This is a genomic window from Pseudoscardovia suis (assembly GCF_002797875.1).
In the GTDB taxonomy this organism is placed as follows: Bacteria; Actinomycetota; Actinomycetes; order Actinomycetales; family Bifidobacteriaceae; genus Pseudoscardovia; species Pseudoscardovia suis.
On sequence record NZ_PGFC01000002.1, the window covers coordinates 255,087 to 277,645 of the forward strand.

Annotated in this window: 17 protein-coding genes; all 17 read left to right on the forward strand. The window is 57.9% G+C overall.

Annotated elements, in window-relative coordinates; all coding sequences use genetic code 11:
• Nucleotides 1-48: 48 nt before the first annotated feature.
• The 17 genes from CLV65_RS03715 to rplL all read left to right on the forward strand — a co-directional run bounded on the left by CLV65_RS03715 (nucleotide 49) and on the right by rplL (nucleotide 22,439).
• On the forward strand, nucleotides 49-2,769 hold the full coding sequence (locus CLV65_RS03715; protein WP_094690629.1) for a polyribonucleotide nucleotidyltransferase: 2,721 nt from the start codon (nucleotides 49-51) through the stop codon (nucleotides 2,767-2,769).
• Nucleotides 2,770-2,971: 202 nt separating this feature from the next.
• A complete protein-coding gene (locus CLV65_RS03720) occupies nucleotides 2,972-3,523 on the forward strand; it encodes a DUF2726 domain-containing protein (RefSeq protein WP_157847212.1) in 552 nt (183 codons plus the stop codon).
• Nucleotides 3,524-3,525: 2 nt separating this feature from the next.
• A complete protein-coding gene (locus tag CLV65_RS03725; protein ID WP_094690627.1) occupies nucleotides 3,526-4,704 on the forward strand; it encodes a glycosyltransferase family protein in 1,179 nt (392 codons plus the stop codon).
• A gap of 58 nt (nucleotides 4,705-4,762) precedes the next feature.
• Nucleotides 4,763-5,629 (forward strand): aldo/keto reductase, encoded by an 867-nt coding sequence (locus tag CLV65_RS03730; RefSeq protein ID WP_094690626.1) that lies wholly within the window; start codon nucleotides 4,763-4,765, stop codon nucleotides 5,627-5,629.
• Complete coding sequence (locus CLV65_RS03735; protein WP_094690625.1) at nucleotides 5,604-6,512, forward strand: purine nucleoside phosphorylase YfiH/LACC1 family protein; 909 nt, start codon at nucleotides 5,604-5,606, stop codon at nucleotides 6,510-6,512. Before CLV65_RS03730 ends, CLV65_RS03735 begins: the two co-directional genes overlap by 26 nt.
• A 10-nt stretch (nucleotides 6,513-6,522) precedes the next feature.
• Nucleotides 6,523-7,335 carry an IspD/TarI family cytidylyltransferase gene (locus CLV65_RS03740; protein ID WP_244569087.1) on the forward strand — a complete coding sequence of 271 codons (813 nt, stop codon included), beginning with the start codon at nucleotides 6,523-6,525 and terminating at the stop codon, nucleotides 7,333-7,335.
• 86 nt (nucleotides 7,336-7,421) lie between these two features.
• Nucleotides 7,422-8,081, forward strand: coding sequence for a pyroglutamyl-peptidase I (locus tag CLV65_RS03745; RefSeq protein WP_094690623.1), 660 nt, complete (start codon nucleotides 7,422-7,424; stop codon nucleotides 8,079-8,081).
• A gap of 254 nt (nucleotides 8,082-8,335) precedes the next feature.
• A complete protein-coding gene (locus CLV65_RS03750; protein ID WP_094690622.1) occupies nucleotides 8,336-12,331 on the forward strand; it encodes a starch-binding protein in 3,996 nt (1,331 codons plus the stop codon).
• Between the two features lie 25 nt (nucleotides 12,332-12,356).
• Nucleotides 12,357-13,034 (forward strand): hypothetical protein, encoded by a 678-nt coding sequence (locus tag CLV65_RS03755; RefSeq protein WP_144441837.1) that lies wholly within the window; start codon nucleotides 12,357-12,359, stop codon nucleotides 13,032-13,034.
• Between the two features lie 86 nt (nucleotides 13,035-13,120).
• Nucleotides 13,121-14,167, forward strand: coding sequence for a hypothetical protein (locus CLV65_RS03760; RefSeq protein WP_094690620.1), 1,047 nt, complete (start codon nucleotides 13,121-13,123; stop codon nucleotides 14,165-14,167).
• Between the two features lie 209 nt (nucleotides 14,168-14,376).
• On the forward strand, nucleotides 14,377-15,759 hold the full coding sequence (locus CLV65_RS03765) for a DivIVA domain-containing protein (RefSeq protein WP_144441836.1): 1,383 nt from the start codon (nucleotides 14,377-14,379) through the stop codon (nucleotides 15,757-15,759).
• Between the two features lie 29 nt (nucleotides 15,760-15,788).
• The gene (locus tag CLV65_RS03770; RefSeq protein WP_094690657.1) at nucleotides 15,789-17,174 is read left to right on the forward strand and encodes a C1 family peptidase; all 1,386 of its coding nucleotides are present in this window, start codon (nucleotides 15,789-15,791) and stop codon (nucleotides 17,172-17,174) included.
• Between the two features lie 345 nt (nucleotides 17,175-17,519).
• The gene (locus CLV65_RS03775) at nucleotides 17,520-18,695 is read left to right on the forward strand and encodes a 3-deoxy-7-phosphoheptulonate synthase (protein ID WP_094690618.1); all 1,176 of its coding nucleotides are present in this window, start codon (nucleotides 17,520-17,522) and stop codon (nucleotides 18,693-18,695) included.
• The gene (locus CLV65_RS03780; protein WP_094690617.1) at nucleotides 18,688-20,133 is read left to right on the forward strand and encodes a 3-deoxy-7-phosphoheptulonate synthase; all 1,446 of its coding nucleotides are present in this window, start codon (nucleotides 18,688-18,690) and stop codon (nucleotides 20,131-20,133) included. Before CLV65_RS03775 ends, CLV65_RS03780 begins: the two co-directional genes overlap by 8 nt.
• A 164-nt stretch (nucleotides 20,134-20,297) precedes the next feature.
• A complete protein-coding gene (gene mtnN / locus CLV65_RS03785; RefSeq protein WP_094690616.1) occupies nucleotides 20,298-20,987 on the forward strand; it encodes a 5'-methylthioadenosine/S-adenosylhomocysteine nucleosidase in 690 nt (229 codons plus the stop codon).
• A gap of 407 nt (nucleotides 20,988-21,394) precedes the next feature.
• Nucleotides 21,395-21,916, forward strand: coding sequence for a 50S ribosomal protein L10 (gene rplJ, locus CLV65_RS03790; protein WP_094690615.1), 522 nt, complete (start codon nucleotides 21,395-21,397; stop codon nucleotides 21,914-21,916).
• Nucleotides 21,917-22,055: 139 nt separating this feature from the next.
• The gene (gene rplL / locus CLV65_RS03795; RefSeq protein ID WP_094690614.1) at nucleotides 22,056-22,439 is read left to right on the forward strand and encodes a 50S ribosomal protein L7/L12; all 384 of its coding nucleotides are present in this window, start codon (nucleotides 22,056-22,058) and stop codon (nucleotides 22,437-22,439) included.
• The last annotated feature ends 120 nt before the right edge of the window (nucleotides 22,440-22,559 follow it).

The window sequence follows — 22,559 nt, forward strand, 5'->3', positions numbered from 1 at the left end:
GCCGAGGATGAATGAAGTAAGTAATAACCACAACAGAAGGAGGAACCCTTGGAGGGTCCCGAAATCAAGGCAGTAGAAGCAGTCATTGATAATGGCGCGCGTGGAAAGCGCGTCCTGCGCTTCGAGACGGGTCGTCTTGCGCAGCAGGCGGATGGTGCCGTTGCAGCATATCTGGACGACGACACGATGGTGCTGTCCACCACCACGGCAGGCTCCAGCCCGAAGGAGAACTACGATTTCTTCCCGCTGACCGTCGATGTTGAAGAGAAGATGTACGCGGCCGGCAAGATTCCCGGCTCGTTCTTCCGTCGTGAAGGCCGCCCATCGTCTGAGGCGATTCTGGCGTGCCGTATCATCGATCGCCCGCTGCGCCCCTTGTTCCCGCACACGCTGCGCAACGAGGTGCAGGTCGTTGAGACGATCCTGTCCATCAACCCTGACGATGCATACGATGTCGTGGCTCTCAACGCCGCATCCGCATCCACGATGATCTCCGGCCTGCCGTTCGAAGGTCCGGTTTCCGGCGTGCGCCTGGCGCTCGTCGACGGCCAGTGGGTCGCGTTCCCGCGTTGGAGCGAACGCGAACGTGCAGTGTTCGAAATCGTCGTCGCCGGTCGCGTTGTCGAGAACGGTGATGTCGCAATCGCCATGATCGAGGCAGGCGCCGGCAAGAACGCCTGGAACCTCATCTACGACGAGGGCCAGACCAAGCCGGACGAGGAAGTCGTCGCCGGTGGCATCGAGGCAGCAAAGCCGTTCATCAAGGTCATTTGCGAAGCCCAGAACGAGCTCAAGCGCATCGCCGCCAAGGAAACCAAGGAATTCCAACTCTTCCCGGAGTACACGGACGACCTGTATCGTCGCATTGACGAGATCGCTCACGCCGACCTCGACGAGGCTCTCTCCATCGCGGAGAAGCTGCCCCGCCAGGAGCGCATTGCACAGATCAAGGAAGGTGTGCGTCAGCAGCTCGCCGGTGAGTTCACCGACATGGACGATGCCGAGAAAGAAAAGGAACTGGGTAACGCATTCAAGGAGCTGCAGCGCCAGATTGTGCGTCGCCGCATCCTGACCCAGGATTACCGCATCGACGGTCGTGGCCTGCGTGAGATCCGCACGCTGTCCGCCGAAGTCGACATTGTGCCGCGTGCCCATGGCTCCGCACTGTTCCAGCGCGGCGAAACCCAGATCCTGGGCGTCACCACGCTCAACACGCTCAAGATGGAACAGCAGATTGATGCGCTGAGCGGTCCGACCACGAAGCGCTACATGCACAATTACGAGATGCCGCCGTATTCGACCGGCGAAACCGGCCGCGTGGGCTCTCCCAAGCGTCGCGAAATCGGCCATGGTGCCCTCGCTGAGAAGGCTCTCGTGCCGGTGCTGCCCAGCCGTGAAGAGTTCCCCTACGCCATCCGTCAGGTCTCCGAAGCCATTGGTTCCAACGGCTCGACCTCCATGGGCTCCGTGTGCGCATCCACGCTGTCGCTGCTCAACGCTGGCGTGCCGCTGAAGGCCCCGGTCGCAGGCATCGCCATGGGCTTGGTCTCCGGCGAAGTCGATGGCCAGATGGTCTACAAGACCCTCACCGATATCCTGGGCGCCGAGGATGCTTTCGGCGACATGGACTTCAAGGTCGCCGGCACCTCCGACTTCATCACTGCACTGCAGCTTGACACCAAGCTTGACGGCATCCCGGCCGATATCCTCGCCGGCGCTCTGCAGCAGGCTCATGAAGCACGCCAGACGATTCTTGACGTCATCAACGAGTGCATCTCCGAGCCCGATGAGATGAGCCCGTACGCACCGCGCATCATCACGATGAGCGTGCCGGTCGAGAAGATCGGTGAGGTCATTGGCCCCAAGGGCAAGATGATCAACCAGATCCAGGAAGACACTGGCGCTGAGATCACGATCGAAGATGACGGCACCGTGTACATCTCCTCCGAAGGTGGCGAAGCAGCGCAGAAGGCTCGCGAAATCATCGACTCGATTGCGAACCCGCATGTGCCGCAGGTCGGCGAGCACTTCAACGGCAAGGTTGTGAAGACCACGAGCTTCGGCGCGTTCGTCAACCTCACGCCTGGCACCGATGGCCTGCTTCACATTTCGCAGATCCGCAACCTCACCGACGGACAGCGCATCGACGCAGTCGAGGACGTGCTCAAGGAAGGCGACGAGGTTGAGGTCGTCGTGCAGTCCGTGGATGACCGCGGCAAGATCTCCTTGGCAATCCCCGGTTTCGAAAACCAGGAGTCCAGCCGTCCTGAGCGTAGCGATCGTGACGACCGCGGCGATCGTGGCGGCCGCTTCGAGCGCTTCGGCCGCGGCCGTCGTTACGATGACCGTGATGAGCGTGACGACCGTCGTTCCGATCGTGATGACCGCCGTGGTGGCCGTGGCCGCCGTTACGACGATCGTGACGATTTCGACCGTGATGACCGTGATGAGCGTGACGACCGTCGTGAGCGCCGTTCCAACCGTTACGACGATCGTGACGATTTCGATCGTGATGACCGCCGTGGTGGCCGTTCCGACCGCTATGCCGATCGTGATGATCGTGACGACCGCCGTTCCGATCGTGATGACCGCCGCGGTGGCCATGGCCGTCGCTCCGATCGTGATGACCGCCGTGGTGGCCGCCGCAACGATCGCAACCCGCGTTACGCCGTGGACGACCAGTACGACGAATACCGTGCCGAGCGTCAGGAGCGCACGGAGCGTCCGCGCCGTCGCGTGCGTCGCGACTTCGATCCGTTCGAGGACTGATCGCGCTATCGGCCGGTGACCGCTGATTGAACCTCGCGGTTCATTCCACTGCCGAGCCGTTTCAGCCGAGCCGTTTCAACAGAGCCGGGAACACGTCATGGTGGCGTTGTTCCCGGCTCTGTGCATTCTCCCCATTGGCAGGGGTGCCCTTTACCATGTCGGTGTGCAAGAATCTACCCTGATCAAAGGAATAGCAAACGCAATGTTCGCCGAATCGGACTCCAAGGGCACTGCAGCATGGATTCATCCCGATGGTCAAGTGCCAGTGATGGTGCTTGTCGTAGTGATTGTGCTCCTCGTACTGCTGGGGCAACTCTTTGGCTCGCGATCTTCCAAAGGCGCGAAACCCGAATACCGGTATCGTGCGCGCACATCCGTGATGTCGGCGAGAGAAGAGGAGTTTTATCATCGCCTCACCGCGATTTTGGGACCCCGGTATCTCGTGTTCCCGCAGATGCATCTGTCGGCATTGCTTGACTGGCACATCAAAGGGCAGAATTGGAATGCGGCGCGCTCCAGCATCAACGGCAAGTCAGTGGACTACGCAGTGGTGGAAGCCGATACGCTGCAGCTGCTGTGCGCTATCGAACTGGATGACCACACACACGACCGTCCTGACCGCGTTGAACGCGACCGGCTGGTTGAAAGAATCTTCAGTTCCGCGGGATTGCCCTTGGTGCGCTTCCGCGACGTCGAACGGATGTCGGATTCCCAAGTAAGAGACGCCGTTTTCTCGCACATGCGTAGAATGTAGCCATGAGTTCTTTGACGAATCCCTTCGGCCATCCCACGGATGATGACGTCCGCATTCTGGCATCGCGCATCGCGCTCATTGTCGTTTCGCCCAGCTGGGGCAGCGATGCCGTGCAGTCGCAAGGAAAGCCATCAACGCTGCCACAGGAATTCGCCGATGATGAGGCGCAGGCTTACGGGGACCTGGTGCAATCCATACGCACGCTGCCCATCCCTCCTGCACTCGTCATTGTGGTTGACGGTATGGGCAGCGACTGCATGCGCGCACTGGTAGAAGCGGATGATTCCCAGCGTCGCACGGCGCCAGAACGACCTGCAGCGCATGATGCACCGGCAGCCGACACCAGCGGCGACATGCAAGATCGTCCTCGGTTTGTTTATGTGAAGGGCGATGCGAAGCAAGGCCCCTCCCAATGGCTGAGCCTTGGCATGAAGGAAGCCTATGACCGTGGCGCCCAATGGTTTTGGTTGCTTGACACGGCCGTGACGGTGAACGCCGACGCATTGCATCGTTTCGCTGCATGGACGTCGTCGCATGCACTGATTCAAGGCGGTTTCGATGAGACTCATACCGGGGCATACGCTGCACACGGTTCATACACGCAGTTCCGCCCGGCGCTTGGTATCAGCGAATATGTGCGCGCCCCGCGTTTCGGCCGCGCCGGATACTTGGTGATTTCTTCAGCGTCGGCGCGTGGCATGCTTGTCTCGCGCGCGGTCGTGGATGCCATCGGATTGCCTGATCCTCGTTTTGCGTTGCATGGCGCAGATACGATGTACACGTACGCGGCGAGTGCCTACACGAATCCCATTGCGATTCCCGATGCGGTGGTCACATGGAATTCTTCCGCGCACAGCGTGCAGAAGGAAGCGGTGAATATCTGCTCAAGCCCCGCCCATGCCAATATCACAACCGCGGATTGCTACGTCACGATGCGCAACCGGGGATACGTGGCTCGATATCTCATGGAACGCGGTGACTTCCATCCGCTGGCCTTTGCCATCGGCACGGCAGTGACATGCGGCTCACAATTCAGCGCTTTGATACGTGCCCGGCATGATGCCGCGGTGCCAGGCATCGTGGAATTGTTCAAAGGGTGGGTCGCCGCGCGGCGCATCATGCATGATCCCGATTGGAGACCGGCCCAGTCGCCGTCCGCGCTCGCCGTTCATAGTAGTTAACCATCCACAGTATTAACCGCGCAGTTGCACAGCAGTTGCATAGCTTGAAGGAGCGAACATGGCAATTCCCATGAGAAAACTTGGACCTTTCATCACCACCGCCATCGGCCAGGGCGAAATGCCTCTGACCATCGAAAACAACCGTGGTCACGATGTCGGCATCCAGACCATCCATGCGGCTCTTGACGCTGGCTGCCGCCACCTTGACACCGCGTGGGCGTACTACACGCCAGGCGAAGAGGAGCAGACCGGCGAGAAGCTGGTGCGCGAAGCTCTTGACACGTGGGATGGTCCGCGCGATGAAGTGCTTGTTGCCACGAAGGTTGGTCTGCGCCGGGCATGGGACGGCGACAAGCCGATCTGGCCGCGTGACGGCAAGCCCGAGCACATCGTCGAATACGGCAAGCAGTCCGCGCGGGCGCTGGGTGTTGACACCATCGACCTGTTGTATTTGCACCGCCACGATCCGCAAGTGCCCTATGAGGAATCCTGCGCAGGCATCAAGCAGTTGCTTGATGAGGGTGTGGCCGCGTGGGCTGGCGTTTCCAACGTGACGATCGAACAGCTCGACATCGCCCGTCGAGTGCTGGGCGACAAGCTCGTGGCTGTGCAGAACCAATATTCCCCGGTGCATCTCGAGACGCAGGACACCATGGATTATTGCGCAAAGCTGGGGCTGGCGTTCGTGTGCTGGAGCCCGCTGGGAGGCTACCGCCATCCGTATGACGATTCGAAGTTCGACCCGTTCCGCAAGGTCGCCGCAGATCATGGAGTCAGCTACCAGCAGATTGTGCTGGCATGGGAGCTTGCCAAGGGCGATCATGTGTTCGTGATTCCTGGCGCCCATCGCCCCGAAACGATCGTGGATTCGCTTCATTCCGGTGACGTGACGCTGAGCGATGAGGAGCTGGCGTATCTTGGCTGAGCAGATGATGCCTGTCACGATTCCTCTTGTGCTCGCCCCCGGCGTGGAGGTGCGCTTCGCTACGCGTCTGGGCGGGGCGTCGCAAGGGGATTGGGCGTTTTGCAATCTCGGTTCCAAGGTCGGCGACGATCCGGCACATGTGGCTGCCAACATGGAGGGGCTCGCTCACGTGATGGGCGCGCCGCTGCGGCTTATCCACCAAGTGCATTCCGCGATTGCCGTCGATGCCGATGAATTGGCCGATAATGCGGTGGATTCCTACCACGTGGATGCCGACGCGCAGGTGAGCGCGCGCACAGGCATGCCGCTGGGCATCTTTGGTGCGGATTGCCTGCCGGTGCTCTATGCGGATCCCGACTCTGGCGTGATTGCTGCGTCGCATTGCGGCAGACGCGGCCTGCAGCGTGGCGTGGTGCATTCCTGCGTGGAGAAAATGATTGAGAAAGGCGCCGACCGCACGCGCATCAGCGCCATGCTCGGTCCGTGCATTTGCGGCACATGCTACGAGGTGGGAGACGAGATAGCGCAGGAATTCAACGCGCAATTCCCCGGAACCGCCACCGTGACACGCTTCGGGGGAGCGGGCATTGACATCGCCGCTGCTGCGCGCCAAGCGCTTGCAGCCGAGGGTATCGAAGGTGAGCGCATCGTAAGCGCCGTGCCGCGTGTGGCGGCTGCGACGTCGTATCTCAAGGACGACGCGGAGCTGCAGCAACTGTGCATGCAAGACAACGAGGGCGATCCGGTGCTCGCGGAGCGTCTTGGCGCGATGGACCGCTGCCTGTGCACGGTTGAGAATCCGTTGTGGTACTCCCACCGCAGGGCGTTTCTGTCCCACAAGGAGCATGAAGGGCGTTTCCTCGCGGTCATTGTGCGACGCTAGCATGGTCACCATGTCGGAAAGCACTACGTCATCATCGCCTACAGTCCCTGTCGTCGCTATAGTCCTTGCCGCTGGTTTCGGCACGCGCTTCGATCCGAAGAACCCCAAGCAGCTGGTTTCCGTGGACGACCGTCCGGTGATTGCATGGTCCCTTGAGGCATTTGAGGACGCCCCTGAGGTGACCGACATCGTTGTGGTCGTCAATCCCACGGTCTATGAGGCGGTGGAAGGCGTCATCGATGAACGTGGCTTCGCCAAGGTGCGAGCACTCGTGCCTGGCGGTGAGACGCGTGCCGACAGCACCGTTGCTGCACTCGATTTTTTGGCTCAATCCGGGATTCCCCACGATGCCAAGGTGCTCATCCACGACGGTGTGCGCCCCTTCGTCTCGCCCAAGATAATCGGGGAATGCGTGGCAGTGCTGGATTCGGTGAATGCGGCCACGGTCGCAGTTCCCAGCACCGACACCATTCTGCTGGCTACTCCCGATGAAGGCGATGACAAGACGCCGAAGGTGCGGGCGGTGCCTGATCGTGCGGCGACATTCCGGGCACAGACTCCCCAGTGCTTCCGTTTCGGTACGATTCGCGACGCATACAACCGCGCCGCTGACGACGAAGGCTTCCGTCCGACGGATGACACGCGCGTCATCATCGATTATCTTCCCGACGAGCCCGTAGCGATCGTGCAAGGTTCGGACGACAATATGAAGATTACCGTTCAAGGCGATATCGACGTCGCCGAAACCATTGCCCCCCGCGCTCGCCGTGTGCGCAATCTTGCGCGCAAGCGCATCGCGCAGCAGATGCTCGCCGACATGTGAGTTGACGACATGTGAGCCGACATGTGAGTAGACATGTGAGTGGCGCGTCGATTCGGTTCGGTTCTGTCTGGGCTACAGTGGGTGGTATGGAACGGTTCGATGTGGTGATTTCAGGATTCGACGCCTATAAGGGTGTCGATGTGAATCCGTCGCGTGAAGTGGCACAGGCTTTGGCTCGTGATGGCGTGCCAGATCCGCCCACCGGCGCATCGATCCATGTGACCAGCGTCTTGCTGCCCATGAGCTTTGCCAAGGCCTGGCCATTGTTGCTGGGCACCATTGACGAAGTTCGTCCCCGCATCGTCATCGCCACGGGTCTTAAACGCGCCAGCCGAAGCATTGCCTTGGAACGGTGCGCCACAAATATCATGGATGCCGACAAGCCTGACGCCGACAACGCGCAACCCCGCAGGGTTCCCATCGAGCCAGGAGCGCCAGCGGCGTATTGGACGCAGCTGCCGTTGCGTGGGATTCTCAATGTCTTCGCCGAGCAGGGGATTCCCGCTACGCTCAGTTCCGACGCAGGCACGTATGTGTGCAATTCGCTGTTTTACCGGTTGCTTAATTGGAGCGCCGGTCGTGGCGATGCTTTGGCGGGGTTCGTCAGTTTCCCCACGGTGAATGAAAGCGGCGACTACCGCATCGGCATTCCCCTGGGGCAGATGATCACCGCCACCCAGGATGTGGTGCGTTCAGCCGTTGAATATTGTCAGAAGGCTCCGAAGGACGCATTGGAAAGAGCCTGACGCATCACAGACGTCTGATGCATCAGGCTGAGGATTGCCGATGCGCAGCTCATTGCGGGCAGGACGCGCGCAAATCGCTGGCCGATTCGCCCAATGCGGTTTGCGTGCCGTCCTGACGCTATCTGATAGACTTCCCTTAGGGATTTGTGAATCGCAGTGACGCGATTTGCGCATGCAGGAGACATGTGCGAAATACGCGTTCGGAAGACGCGCGGAAGATCCCTCCAGATGAACAAAGCAAGGGGAGTGACCTCATGGGACCATCGCATCGAACGCAGGCTGTGGCAGCATCGTTTTCTTCGGGCTTCAGCAGACTAGTCATTGTATTGCTATGTGAGATTGTCGTTGTTGGGTTGACGGTCTCCTTGGGCATCTCGCCTGCCCTGGCAATGGATTCTCCGACCGGGGACGATCAAACAGAAACATCACAAACTTGTGATGGTGATCCGGATATCGGCGTTGTCCCTACGAACGAGTGCACCTCTGTTTGGTTTTATGATTCTTATGGATGGGATTCGCCACATGTGTATTGGTATTTCGATGACAATACCAATGGAGGCAATTGGCCGGGCACTCAAATGGTAAGCGATTCCGCGGGCTGGTGGCGTTTGATGGTGCCCGCAGGCTCTCATGTGCTGTTTTCAGACGGCAACGGGAACCAGATACCTGCTAAAGATCAGGCTGGGTTCGAGATTTCTGCAGAGTCGTGGTATGCCGAAGGCCATTGGTTCACGCAACGTCCTAATGGAATCACTGTTCATTTCTACGATTCATATGGATGGGCGAAGCACTATGTGTATTGGCATTCAAACAATTCGTCTGAAGGTGATTCATGGCCTGGAAGTCTCATGCATAGCGAGGGGTACGGTTGGTACTCCTACACGATTTTTGGTTCCGCAACCCCTCAGGTCCTTTTTTCGGATGGAGGAGCAAATCAGATTCCCCATCGTATGGAGCCTGGGCATCTGATTACCGCAGACGCGTGGTACCGTGACGGGGTATGGTCGGGAACCGAACCGGCCGGTGTGAAAATCGCTTTCAAAGTACCTGACGGATGGAGTGGTAAATCGCGTTTGTACTGGTATGTTGATACCGGCTCCGGAGCTCAGGCAGATAATCCTTGGCCTGGCATCACCATGGAAGATGCTGTCAATGGATGGACCTTCTGGTGGATTGGCGGACATGACCGCGCGCGAGTGTTGTTCTCCGATGAAGCGGGTCACCAGGACCCGGGAGCAAATGTGCCAGGATATGACGTTTCCGGAGAAGTCTGCATTGCTGATACTCGGGTATGGAATGCGTCGGATGATACCGATGAGGATGGGCTCCAAAATTGTGCTGAGCTGATGATAGGAGCTAACCCCGAACAAGCCGATTCCGATGGTGATGCCCTTCCTGATGGTTGGGAGAATGACCATGGTTACAACCCGACCAACAGGGATACGGATGCTGATGGGGTAGATGATCCAGATTCTGATGATGATGACGATGATCTGACTGCACTCCAGGAATACAATCACGGAACTGATCCCCAAGCTTCCGATACCGATAGTGACTTGCTGACTGATGGTGTTGAAGTGAATACGACGCATACGGATCCTCTCAAACCCGATACAGACGGTGACGGTGCACCAGATGGGTGGGAATATGACCATGGGTATGCTCCTTTGCAAAATAACGCGGAATTCGATGCGCAGGTAGCATCGCAGGAATCGCCCTATGGAGTCCAGTTGTCGGTTGACCTGCTTCACGAATCAGGGAATACTGTTTCGAATACCGTTGTGTCCCTTGCAGACACGGACAAGCATCCGCAATTGTCTGAGCAAACTCCTGGTTTCATGGAAGCTTGGGAGATTGAATCTTCGAATACTCCTCAACATGGAGCGACGTTGTCTATGACATGGGACGCCAGTAAGTGGGGTGAGGAATCCGATAGTTTTGCACCTCGAATCTACCGTTTGGATGATGAGACTGGTTGGCTTGAAAAACTACCTGATCAGATTGTGACAGGGCATACGGTTTCAGCGCATACAGATCACTTCAGCGTCTATGTGCTCCTGGATTCCAAGACCATCGATGCTGTTTGGGATGAGACCATTCATCCTATCGTTGGAAACGATAACAAAATTCCGCCTGCTTTTGCATTTGTTGTTGATTCCTCAGGAAGCATGTACGACAGCGACCGAGACAATATTCGGTCTGCCGCGATTTCGGGATTTTCCGAGCGCATTCAGGAAGTCGGCGGCGGTGCTGGAATAGTGGAATTCTCAACTGATGCATCTGTCCGAGTCCCCTACACAACCGATATGTCTCTTATTCGTGCTGCGACATTCCACTCATATGGTGGCACGAATATCGCATCCGGTATCAGCTCAGGCCTTGACATGGTGCAAAACGTTCCTGAAGGCACGCCCCGCTACCTCGTGGTTCTCACTGATGGCATCGATGTGCCGCCATTGGACTGGGACACTGCATATGCTCCGCTGGTGGACCGGGCGAATGTACTGAACGCGCGAATTTACACCATCGGCTTGGGCGAGTCGACAGATAAGGGTCTTCTGTCGAAGATTGCATCGTTGACGCATGGCTCGTATTTCCATGCAAGTAATCAAGGCGAGCTTCTTGATGCGTATTCGGATGTGGCAGATGATACCACAGATAAAACCACCGACTCCAATGGTGACGGCATCACGGATTATCAGACGAAGCTCATCAAGGAAGGTAGGTTGCGTCCCGCCAGTGGAATGGATTGGACTGGCCTTGATCTGACATGCACATACAAGAACAACATCGAGAGCCATGAGCATCCAGAAGTGTGCGCAGCCAATCCATCCGATGACTGGGATGGCGATGGAATCAAAAACGGCGACGAAATGCGTGTGGTCATGTCATCAACCGGCGTTGCATACATCGAACAAACCAGCTATTTCTTCGCGGCGGATAGTAATTTCGACGGTATCAACGACAAGGAAGCGATGGACAAGTTTGGCAATGTATGGGAGCGTCCTGTCGGGAGTACAAAAACTCTTAACAAGTTGATGCAGGATGCCTCCTGGTCATATATGGATGAGCAACACGAGAAGCAGTGGCGTTCTTCGGCTGTTTCGACACTCTATGGCACGAAGCCGTACGATACCTATTTCGCTACGCTGGTCGATTTCTTCACCGCATATTCATATGGTAGCGATTTCAGCTCCAACGGAACTTCTTCACAAGACGCGGATGCCAATGGCGAGATGGCGGAACTCGTAACGAAAGCGGTGGTGACTTTTGCGGATGCAGGAGGAGGAATGGCAGAGGTGTATTCCGATATCATTTCCGCTTTGGTGGCACCAACTGGTTACACAGCTTCCGAAAGAAGGACGCTCCTTATTGAAAAGCTCAATGCTCTGATATCCAAATACATCAGTGAGAAGAACGCGGAGAAGGTTCAGCAGTTTCTTCAAAGGGCATTGATGAGCAAAACCTACAAGAGCCCAGTTCTCAACAAGTCTCTTAATGTTGCATCATACTTTCAGCGAGTAGCGAGCGCCGTCGATGTGGTAAACGATGGGGCGGAGGCGTTTCGTTTGATATTCCAAGTCACTTCCGGTGCAATAGCTGTAGAAGACAATATGGATGTGCTTGATGAATTGATTAAGCAATCAGGTTCGGATAGCATGACCAGCGCTGCCCGCACCTTGCAACAGCAGATTTCTTCTGACCTTAATGAGAACCTATTGGGCTACAGTACTCAAATCCGAGAAAAAGTAAGCAATCACGCCATCAATGCCGCCATTGCCTTGGCAACGCGCATCCCGGTTGTCGCAATCGTGCAGGCGGTAGGGGACGTAGCCGACCTGACGGCTGGTTTGCGTGATACTGCGGTTGCAAGTCTCCGTGTGGGGGCCTTGCGCGACATCACCCAGGCGATTCATTCAGTGCAGAATCCGTATATGAAAGAAAACAACGGTTACTACACGACGTATCTATCAGGCTATCGCACTGTGATAAGGCTGACATACGATCTTTACTCCGCGCGACTGGCTGGTGACCATGCGCTCTTCACCTTCGAAACAAGAAAAGGAGTGATTGATAGAGCCATACATGGGTTCTGTGCCCCTGATGTGGATGAAGCCAATAGAAAACTTCAAGTCGACCGAAAATATCTTGCACCGGCGGCAGATGAAATGAATCGGTATGCAAACTATGTATACGATGAATTCTCGCCCGATCGCGATGCGGAGGCACTATATGTGGAAGTCGTGTGATTCTGTACTTCATATGATGACTCAGATGAGCATCGTGATGAGTCGATTTCATCACAGTCCTCACTGGTATCGCAATCACCATTCCGATGACGTATACTTCCCCATTCATGGAACGATGTGGTGTATTTTCTGCATCGTGTGGGCCTTTGCTCTGTTCGCACTCCTGAAAGGCATTTGGCGACTTGTATGCCTTACCATTGCTCGTCGGCGAGAAGCCGTTGAAGCAACGGTAGTGGAGTGCAATTCGAAGCGTGATCTTGGGTCGGAAGTTTACTTCTTCACCGTTGAGTTGAAGAGGCACGGAATCCCTTGGTCTCTGGACGACAAAGTGCGCCTGTGGGGGCGTTCACGACGTTTGAAAGTCGGCGATACCCTCCGGGTGTATGTCAATGATTTGTCGCCGTGGGGCATTCTTGGCACAGGACGGGATTTTTTCGAGATTCGCCAAGCAGGGTATATCGGATGGAGCGTTTTCCAGATTCTTTTGGGAATACTGCTCATTGCCTCGGTGCCGTTGGATAGTGCCTTTTGGGGACAGACTTCGTTGCCGGGCAAATTGATTCAGGGCTTTCCCACGTCTGGCAGCAATCCCCAGTATTGGAATTTGCTGATGGACGTATGGTGCGCCGATCCGTTATGGGAGTTGGATTTTGCTCCCTTCTTCCTCTCCTTGATTCCCTATGGGCTGAGAGGACGGTGGTAAAGGGTGATCAAACTGGGTGGTGCAGTTTCGGGTTTCAGAGGGCAGAGCAGCTTATGGCGCAATCAAGGCGCTGACGGGAGGCAGCGATGATCGGTGCGAATGATCAATCCTCGGACATGCCGTCACCGGATATCCAACCCGGGGACTACTTGCCGGGCGGCTACGTCTTTCAAGAGAACTATCTTTCGAAGATCGAAAGCGAAACCAAGGCATTTGCTTCCGAAAGTCCTGATTCGGGAGACCAGGTTGGCGGAATCGGCCCTTCTGTTGCTCTCGATGTGGGAGTGGATCCCATGAAGATGGCCGCGCGGATTGTTTCCGCGCCTGCTTTGAAAAAAAGTACGTTGGTGATTGTCCTCATCATTGGGACGATACTGGGGTGCGCGGGACGCTGCGTTATCGAGATTATGCTGGCCAATCAGCATTCTTCCTCTCTCACCTTCTGGCGGTTTGGATGGATTTGGGAGATTCTGTTCCCCGCGTTCATCGGATTGTTCCCTCTCGTTCGCGGCACACGGATGCTGGCATGCATGGCCTCCTCGTCGTCACATCCCGTGGAGGGGAAGCTGCGCAAGATGGCGGGTCCCGAGACTCTCTTCTTGCCGTGGTGCGAATACAGGCATCCGGGCGAGGCCGAGATACGCAGGATTCCTGTGCGCGCGCACGGCTTCGATGGCTGGCATCCGTGGATCTCGACCGAGGACTTCATGCCTCAGATGTCTGATGGCGATACCATGACGGTCTATGTGTGCCCGTGGGCGCATGGCATGGATTTCGTGGATTGGAACAAGAAAACCCAGAAGGGGCTTGCAATGCGCAACATCGTGGCGGGGCTGGCGGTGTGCTCGATTTCTGCGTGTGCGCTGGCAGGCATCATCTCTTCGGGGGCTTTGCAGCAATACGGTCCTTTCGCATGGTGGATTGACTTGTTTCCCTTCCTGTGGTTCTTGCCGTATTCCTTCATTGCAATGTGGCAATGCTCCCAATGGGATATAGGATGGGGCGCTGACTGGCCATGGGAGTATTGGAGGTGGTTCTTCCGCTGGAACCATGATGAAGTGTGGATGGAGGACGGCTCCTTGGATTCGCAGTCCGATTCCAGCAGGGGGGAAGCTGGTATCTCGGTGCCATGATGTGTTCGACACTCTCGACACGCCGATGCGCCGCGAAAGGTGTGGAAATCGTGTGAGAGCTTCGTAAAGTGATGACACACGGGGCAAGAAAAGGGTATCGTTAAGCATGGTGAGCGGCGCCATGCCGCAAATTGTATCCGGTCGTTTCCTAGGTTTGTCATTCCCTAGGTTCCAGGAAGAGGACGTTGTTCCAGGAAGAGGACATCCAAATGGCTGATGACATGTTTCCCACGGTTCTGCGCGGCTATGACAAGGAGAAGGTCGACGAGTACGTCGCCAGCAGCAGGGAGAGCGTGAACAGGCTGCGCGAGCAAATCCGCGTCTACGACAGCCGCATTCTTCAGCTGGAGGCGGACCTTCAGGAGGAGAAGGCGAAGAAGACCCCGCAGAAGAGCACCTACAGCAATCTGGGCGCCAACGCCCAGCAATTGCTCGCCTCTGCTGAGCAGACAAGCAAGCAGCTGCTTGCCCGTGCAAAGAAGGATGCCGAGAACATCCGCAAGAATGCACAGGACAACGCCACCACCACCATCAACAACGCCAAGTTGGATGCAGAGCGCATGCGTTCGCAAGCCAAGCAGAATTCCGACGTTACGATCAAGAACGCGCAGGAGAAGGCGCAGTCCATTCTGAGCAGCGCGCAAGCCTCCGCACAGCAGATCACGTCCACCGCCACCAAGGAGATGAACGATCAGCGCCAGTCGCTGCAGATTGAGCTGAAAAACAAGCGCGCCGAGCACGACAAGCAGCTCGAAGCTGAGAAATCCAAGGTGGAGACTCAGCTCGCTGACCAGAAGGCGCAGAGCACCCAGGCCATCGCAGCTCAGCGCAAGGCCGCTGATGATGAACTCGCGGCACGTCGTTCCGAAGCGAATGATCAGATTCAGAAGGCGATTGATGATGCAAACGAGCGAGTGAACGCCGCTCGTGATCAGGTTGCCAAGATGATGACCGAGGCTCAGCGCAAGGCAAACGAGATTACTGACCAGGCGAAGGCTTCCGCCCGCCAGATTAATGACGATGCCCAGGTGCAGCGCACCCAGACCTTGAAGAAGGTGTCGCAGGAGGCTGAGCAGTCTCGTCAGAAGATTTCCGACGAGCAAGCGGATGCTACGAAGAAGGTCGACGAGATGCTCGCTAACCTTGAGGCCAAGCGCAAGGAGACCGAGGCGAGCGCCAAGAAGACGCTCGACGAGGCGCAGGCCAAGCGCGACGAGGCCGACGAGTACGCGACAAACCGCCGCAAGGCAGCTGACGCCGAGCGCCAGGAAATTCTCGATAAGGCAAACAAGGAAGCTGCGGAAGCCATTGAAAAGCGCCGCGCCGCCGCGCAAGACGAGATCGATGGTCTTGACAAGCGCATCGAGGAGCTGCAGAACCGCGAGACGGCGATCACCCGTCGCGTGGACGAGCTCAAGTCCATTTTTAGCAACGCGTTCGGTTCCATGGGCAGTGTGTTGCAGGACATCCAGCAGGAGAAGGCGGCCGACGCCAAAGTCGCCGAACAGGCTCAGCAGGAAGCGCAAGGCGAGGATGACGCTGCAAAGGCCGACGGTCAGACCGCTGGTGATGGCGCCACCGAGAATAAGTGAGGCGTGCCGTCGTAATGGCTTCGACTTCCATGAACTCTGCTTTTGACCCTGCATCGCCCGCTGCGAGTTTGACCGAGGGCACGCTCGATGAGCTCACCGCTGCGTTCGATGCACGCGAAGCGAACCGCATCGCAATGAACGCTGTGGTGAACGCTGGCATCGATGATGTGGCGCGCAACTATGACCGCGCACGCCGTCTGCAGCGGCGGTTCTCCGTCACTGTCGATAACGGTGATGTGACGAACCAGCGCCGTTCCGGCCGCTGCTGGCTGTTCAGCTCACTTAACGTGGCGCGGTTCATTGCCAAGAAGAACCTTGGCATCAAGTCCTTCGAGTTTTCGCAGAACTATGCGATGTTCTTCGACAAGCTTGAGCGCGCCAATTACTTCCTGCAAGACATGCGCGCCCTCGCACTCGCCGGCGAACCCAATGATTCACGCCTCGTGCAAGCGTTGCTCCATGACGTGATGGGCGACGGCGGCCAATGGACAATGGCATTGAACATCTACAAGAAGTATGGTGCCGTGCCCAAGGATTTCTACCCGGAGACCGCGTCGTCGCAGAATACCTCGCAGATGAACACCATGCTGCGCTCCCTGTTGCGTCAGGCGGTGTGCCGCATGTTTGAGACAGTGGACGCCACTTCCGGGGCTGATGAAGCCGCTCAGCGCACGGCGGACATTGCCAAGGATGCTCTCGCTGCTGCGCACCGCGTGCTGACGATCCACTTGGGTGAGCCGCCGCGCAGCTTCGAGTGGGAGTGGACCGACGATGACGGGCAGTTCCATCGCGCTGGCACCATGACTCCGCAGCAGTTCTGGCACACCTATGTGGATGCTGGCCTTGAGGATTATGTGTGTCTCGTCGACGATCCTCGCGAGGAGCATCCCAAGGGCGTCAAGATCGGCATCGAACACTTGGGCAACGTGGTGGGCGGCGACCCCACCGAATACCTCAATGTGCCGGTGCAGTTCATGAAGGACTGCGTGCGTCGTATCCTTTCCGAGCAGGGGATTCCCGTGTGGTTCGGCGCGGACTGCCATCCGATGATGGACCGCAAGAACGGTGCGTGGGCGACCGACCTATTCGAGTATGGTCGCGTCTACGACACGACGTTCGACATGGACAAGCAGGAACGCGTGCGTTTCGCGGACTCTGCGATGAACCATGCGATGGCGTTCGTGGGAGTGGATGTGGCGGATGATGGCATGTCCACGAATAGGTGGCGTGTCGAGAATTCGTGGGGTGCCGATATCGCCGACAAGGGCTACTTCACGATGGACGATCCGTGGTTCGACCAATACGTGTATGAAGTGGCGGTGCCGCGCACCATGCTGCCAGCCGAATACCAGGCGGCTCTTGCCAAGCCGGCAATCATGCTGCCCGAATGGGATCCGATGGGGGCGCTTGCCTGATTCGGATGCCGGCAAACCGACCGATAGAACGCGGCCGTCTTCGATGACACTCATGCAGCGGGCTTTCAGCACGCCATGGATGGTCACCGAGGCGGCCGCGCGTCATATCGGTTGACGCGACATCGTATAGTAGTGGTCTTGGTGGCCGCGCCGCACCGCAAGTGCACAGCGAGGGCGGCGCGGCCAGCGTTTTGTCTGCCAGACGAATCGGCGTGGCAGGTGAGCTGGGCATCATGCCCGGCGAATAAGGCTTTGCAAGGCGCGATGCATCGCTGTGGCGATGGCTAGGCGCAGCGCGGATAGCGTGTCGCACACGTCACGCACTGAGGAAGGATGAGTGTCTCGATGGTGCAGTTCAAGGGTCCCGACAGCTCGGAGGATACGGCGCAGCTGGGCGCGAAGGCCGTGCTTCCTGAAACTGTGGACGTGAACATCCGCCAGCTCGACCCCATTCCGGCGCCACGCGCTTTTATCAACGAGCTGCCCCTATCGCGCGACATCATCAAGCTGGTGCGTGACTCTCGCCGCCAGATCAGTGACGTGCTCCATGGCCGGGATGATCGGTTGCTTGTCATCGTGGGGCCATGCTCCATTCACGATGCAAAAGCCGCCAAGGATTACGCGAACCGCTTGGGAGAGCTCAAATCCCAGCTGTCAGACGACCTGCTCATCGTCATGCGCGTGTATTTCGAGAAACCGCGCACCACGATCGGCTGGAAGGGCCTCATCAATGACCCTGATCTGGATGGCACTTTCAACATTCGCAAGGGTATGTGGCTTGCACGCCGCATACTGCTGGACGTGGCCCACCAAGGCCTGCCCGCGGCAACGGAATGGTTGGACCCCATCACGCCGCAATATCTGTGTGACTTGGTCAGCTGGGGAGCGATCGGCGCTCGCAACACCGAAAGCCAAGTGCATCGCGAACTTGCCTCCGGTATGTCGATGCCCATTGGATTCAAGAATTCAACGGATGGCAATGTGAAGGCTGCGGCAGACTCGTGTTTCGCCTCTGCCAACGAACACCATTTCCTTTCCATCAACCTCGACGGGCATGTGATTGCGGCGGAGACCAAGGGAAACCCCGACTGCCATATCATTCTGCGAGGTTCTACGCACGGGCCGAATTATTCCAAGAAGGACGTGGCTGAGGCACTTACCGCACTGCGGGCATCCCGTGTGGGCGAGGCCGCTTCGCATGGAGTTATCATCGATGCCGCTCACGGAAATTCCGGCAAGAACGAAGTGCGCGAAGCCGAGGTCGTGGAAGATTTGGCAGCCCGCATAGCTGATGGCGAGAATGGAATTTCCGGCGTCATGATGGAAAGCTTCATCGAAGGCGGGCATCAGGATCCCGGTCCGTTGAACACGCTTGTGTATGGCAAATCCGTGACGGATCGATGCATCGCATGGCCGCGCACTGAGGAACTGCTGCGCAAACTTGCCAGCGCTGTGCGGATGAGGCGTGCACGCGCGGCACAGGACAGCCAGAGCGGCGGGGAGGCGCAAACCCATGAGTGAAATAACGCAGGCTGGCAATACGCAGGATGGGAAAAACCAAGGTGAAGTGACCCAAGGTAAAGTGTCCCAGGATGAAATCGCGCAGCGCGAAATCACACAGCGCGAAATCACGCAGGGTGAAGTCTCACGCACTGAAGCCGCTCATAACGCCAACGGTAGCATCCAGCGCTCGCAGGATTCGGAACAGCGGATTTTCGAATCTCGCGATTCGGCATCGCAGACAGGCACCACGCGGACTGCGTCCGTGCTCGCGGACTCCGCCTACACCCATGAGGCCAAGCGCGTGCGCCGCATCATTGCACAAGGCGGCAACCCCAACGAATACCTCAAAGAGAACGCGTGGGAGCACAAAGTCGGGATCGACCCCATCATCAACCGTCGCGTGTTCGAGCTCGACCCATTGCCCAGCCCCGCACAGGTGCTGGGCGAACTGCCGCTCACGCCTGCTGACAGGGAACTCGTTATCGAATCGCGCGACGAGTTGCGCGACGTGCTCCACGGGCGTGATGACCGGCTGCTTGTCATAGTGGGTCCCTGCTCTGTGCATGATCCTGCCGCGGCGCTTGACTATGCGCAACGGCTGTCGAAAGTGCGCGCAGAACTTGAAGACGACCTGCTCATCATCATGCGCGTGTACTTCGAGAAACCGCGCACCACAATCGGTTGGAAGGGTCTCATCAACGACCCTGACCTTGACGGTACCAACAACGTGAAGAAAGGCCTGCTGCTGGCGCGCAAGACACTTCTTGATGTGCTTGGCACGGGCGTGGCGGCGGCGACGGAATTCCTGGAGCCCACAAGCCCCCAATACATTTCGGACGCCATCACCTGGGGAGCCATCGGTGCCCGCAACACCGAAAGCCAAGTGCACCGCCAGCTGGCATCCGGCATGTCGATGCCCATCGGTTTCAAGAACGCGACGGACGGCAGCGTCAAGGCTGCGCTCGACGGATGCATCACCGCAGCACAGCGGCACACGTTCTTCGGCATCAACCATGAGGGGCGTGCCGCCGCGGTGGAAACACTCGGCAACGAAAACTGCCATGTCGTGCTCCGCGGCTCGAGCCATGGCCCCAATTATTCCGCTCAGGACGTGGCGGCAGCCATGATGCAGATTCGCTCCGTCATGCCGCCTGACAGCGCATGCGCGCATGGGCTCATCATCGACTGCTCACATGGCAATTCCGGCAAGGATGAAATCCGCCAAGCGCAGGTCGTGCGCGATGTGGCGGCGCGCCTTGCGCAAGGCGAGAGCGGAATCACCGGCGTCATGATGGAAAGCTTCATCGAAGGCGGCAACCAAAAGCCCGCACCGCTGAACCAGTTGATCTACGGCAAGTCGGTCACGGACCGGTGCATTGCCTGGCCGGAGACGGACGTGCTGCTGCATGAGCTCGCCGCTGCTGTGCGGGCGAGGCGCGCTCGCGACCGACGTTAGTCGCGGCTGACCTCCGGCGCCTACAGCGCGTGGAGCGTGGCGTGTCCGTCGCTTCCTTGACTTCGTTCCCCGGCAGTTCCCCCGCAGTTCCCCGGCAGTTCCCCGAACCGTTCCCTGCATATCAGTAATCGACCACCATATCGACCAAAAATGAGGAGACCATCATGACCACGATCGCCATCATCGGAGCGATGGACGAAGAAGTCGCGCATATCGCTGAATCCCTGTCGTCCGTCACCACCGCGCACCACGCGGGGCTCAACCTGACGGAAGGAACCTTTGAAGGCGCCGCCGGCACCTTGCGCGTCGCCGCCACCGTGAGCGGCATGGGTACGGTAAACGCCGCCAGCGCCACGCAGTATCTCATCGACACGTATGCGCCGGACGCCATCATCTTCTCGGGTATCGCCGGCAATCTCAATCGTGAACTGCGCATCAACGATGTCGTGCTCGGCAAAACGCTGCGCTACCTTGATTCCGACATGCGCCTGATTGGGCAGTCAGCGCCGGGCACGGATGAATTCCATTCCGACCCGCATTTGCTGGATGTTGCGGATGCTGCGCTCGACTCCATGGGAATCCACCACATTCGCGGCGTGATCGCCACGGGCAATTATTTCGTGGCGGGCGATGAGCTCGTGGCGAAGGTCAAGGAGCAGACTGGCGCTGATGCCGTCGAGATGGAAGGAGCCGCAGTGGCGCACGTGGCGGCGCGCAATGACGTGCCTGCCTTGGTGATTCGTGCGTTGAGCGACGAGGCTGATGTGGAATATGAAGAGTTCCGCACCTTCGACATCACCGATTACGCGAACGTGGCTGCTAGGCTGGTGCTCAACATCTTGGGCAGGTTGTGAGCAGCATTCGGCGCCATTCTGAGTGCCAATGATGGCCAAGGAGGCCTAAGGGTGCCTTGGGCTGAGGCGCCCGAGGGATGTGGTGTCCGGGGCCGGGCAGGTTCGGATTGGCCTTCGCCCACCACCTGGGACTGGGTGCCCGGGGCTGATTTGGGTTGATGCCAGCGGTTTCCTATGCAACACGCCGTATTGCAAAAATCGGGATCCGCTGGTATCTTACCCTCTGTAAACCACAGACCGTTGGTTGGACGAGTCGTCCATGAAATTCCGCAAGGAAGCCACCGCAGGTTGAGAATCATGAAGTCGCAGCTTTGCTGTGCGTTGTTTGGTGCTCTGCCTGTGTGGCAGGGCTTTTTGTTGAATCTGGGCAATGCGTTCGGTCAATGGTTGATTTAGGAAGGAACGCCATGAAGAGGCCCGAAAAGGCAGAGGTGATTGCCCAGCTTACGGATCAGTTCCGTAATGCCGACGCGGTCTATCTCACCGAATATCGCGGCCTGAGCGTCCCGCAGATCTCTGACCTGCGCGAGAAGCTGGGCACCGATACAACCTACACTGTGGCGAAGAACACGCTGGCACGCATTGCCGCCAAGGAAGCGGGCGTGGAAGGTCTCGACGAGTATCTCGCCGGTCCGACCGCAATCACTTTCGTCAAGGGCGACTACGTCGAGGCCGCCAAGGTCCTGCGTGACTTCACCAAGGCAAACAAGCAGCTCGTCGTCAAGGGCGGTTTCGCAGATGGAACCGTGTACGACGCCGAGGGTGTGAAGAAGCTCGCCGATCTCGAATCCCGCGAGGTTCTCCTCTCCAAGATGGCTGGCGCTCTCAAGGGCACGATGGCCAAGGCTGCGTACGCGTTCACCGCTCTGCCGACCAAGCTGGTTCGCACCGTCGATGCGCTGCGCGAAAAGCAGGAGAAGGCTGCCTGATTCTTGCGGCGTAGCCGCGAATCATCCAGCACACATCACAACGGCGCCGCTCACGCGGAAGCCGCAAAAACAAACAAGAAACTTCGGCATCGGTAACCGATAGAAAACAGCCGATGCCAATGATTGAAAGGAAGCCATAATGGCTAAGCTTTCCACTGAAGAGCTCCTCGATGCTTTCAAGGAAATGACCCTCGTTGAGCTGTCCGATTTCGTCAAGGCTTTCGAAGACGAGTTCGACGTTGAGGCTGCTGCTCCGGTTGCTGCTGTCGCTGCTGCTCCGGCTGCTGGCGCTGCTCCGGCTGAGGACGAGAAGACTGAGTTCGACGTCGTGCTGACCGCTGTCGGCGACAAGAAGATCGCTGTCATCAAGGCTGTGCGTGCTCTCACCAACCTCGGCCTGGCCGACGCCAAGGGTCTCGTGGACTCCGCTCCGAAGGCTGTCCTCGAGAAGGCCTCCAAGGAAGACGCTGAGAAGGCCAAGGCTGATCTCGAAGCCGCTGGCGCCACCGTCGAACTCAAGTAGTTCCTTTTACATTCTGGTTTACAAGACCCCGAGCCGTGCATGCGGTTCGGGGTTTCTGCATTTGCGGCTGTCGGTGTGCGAATGCGGATGATCCCACACGCAAGGTCAAGGTCATTTGAA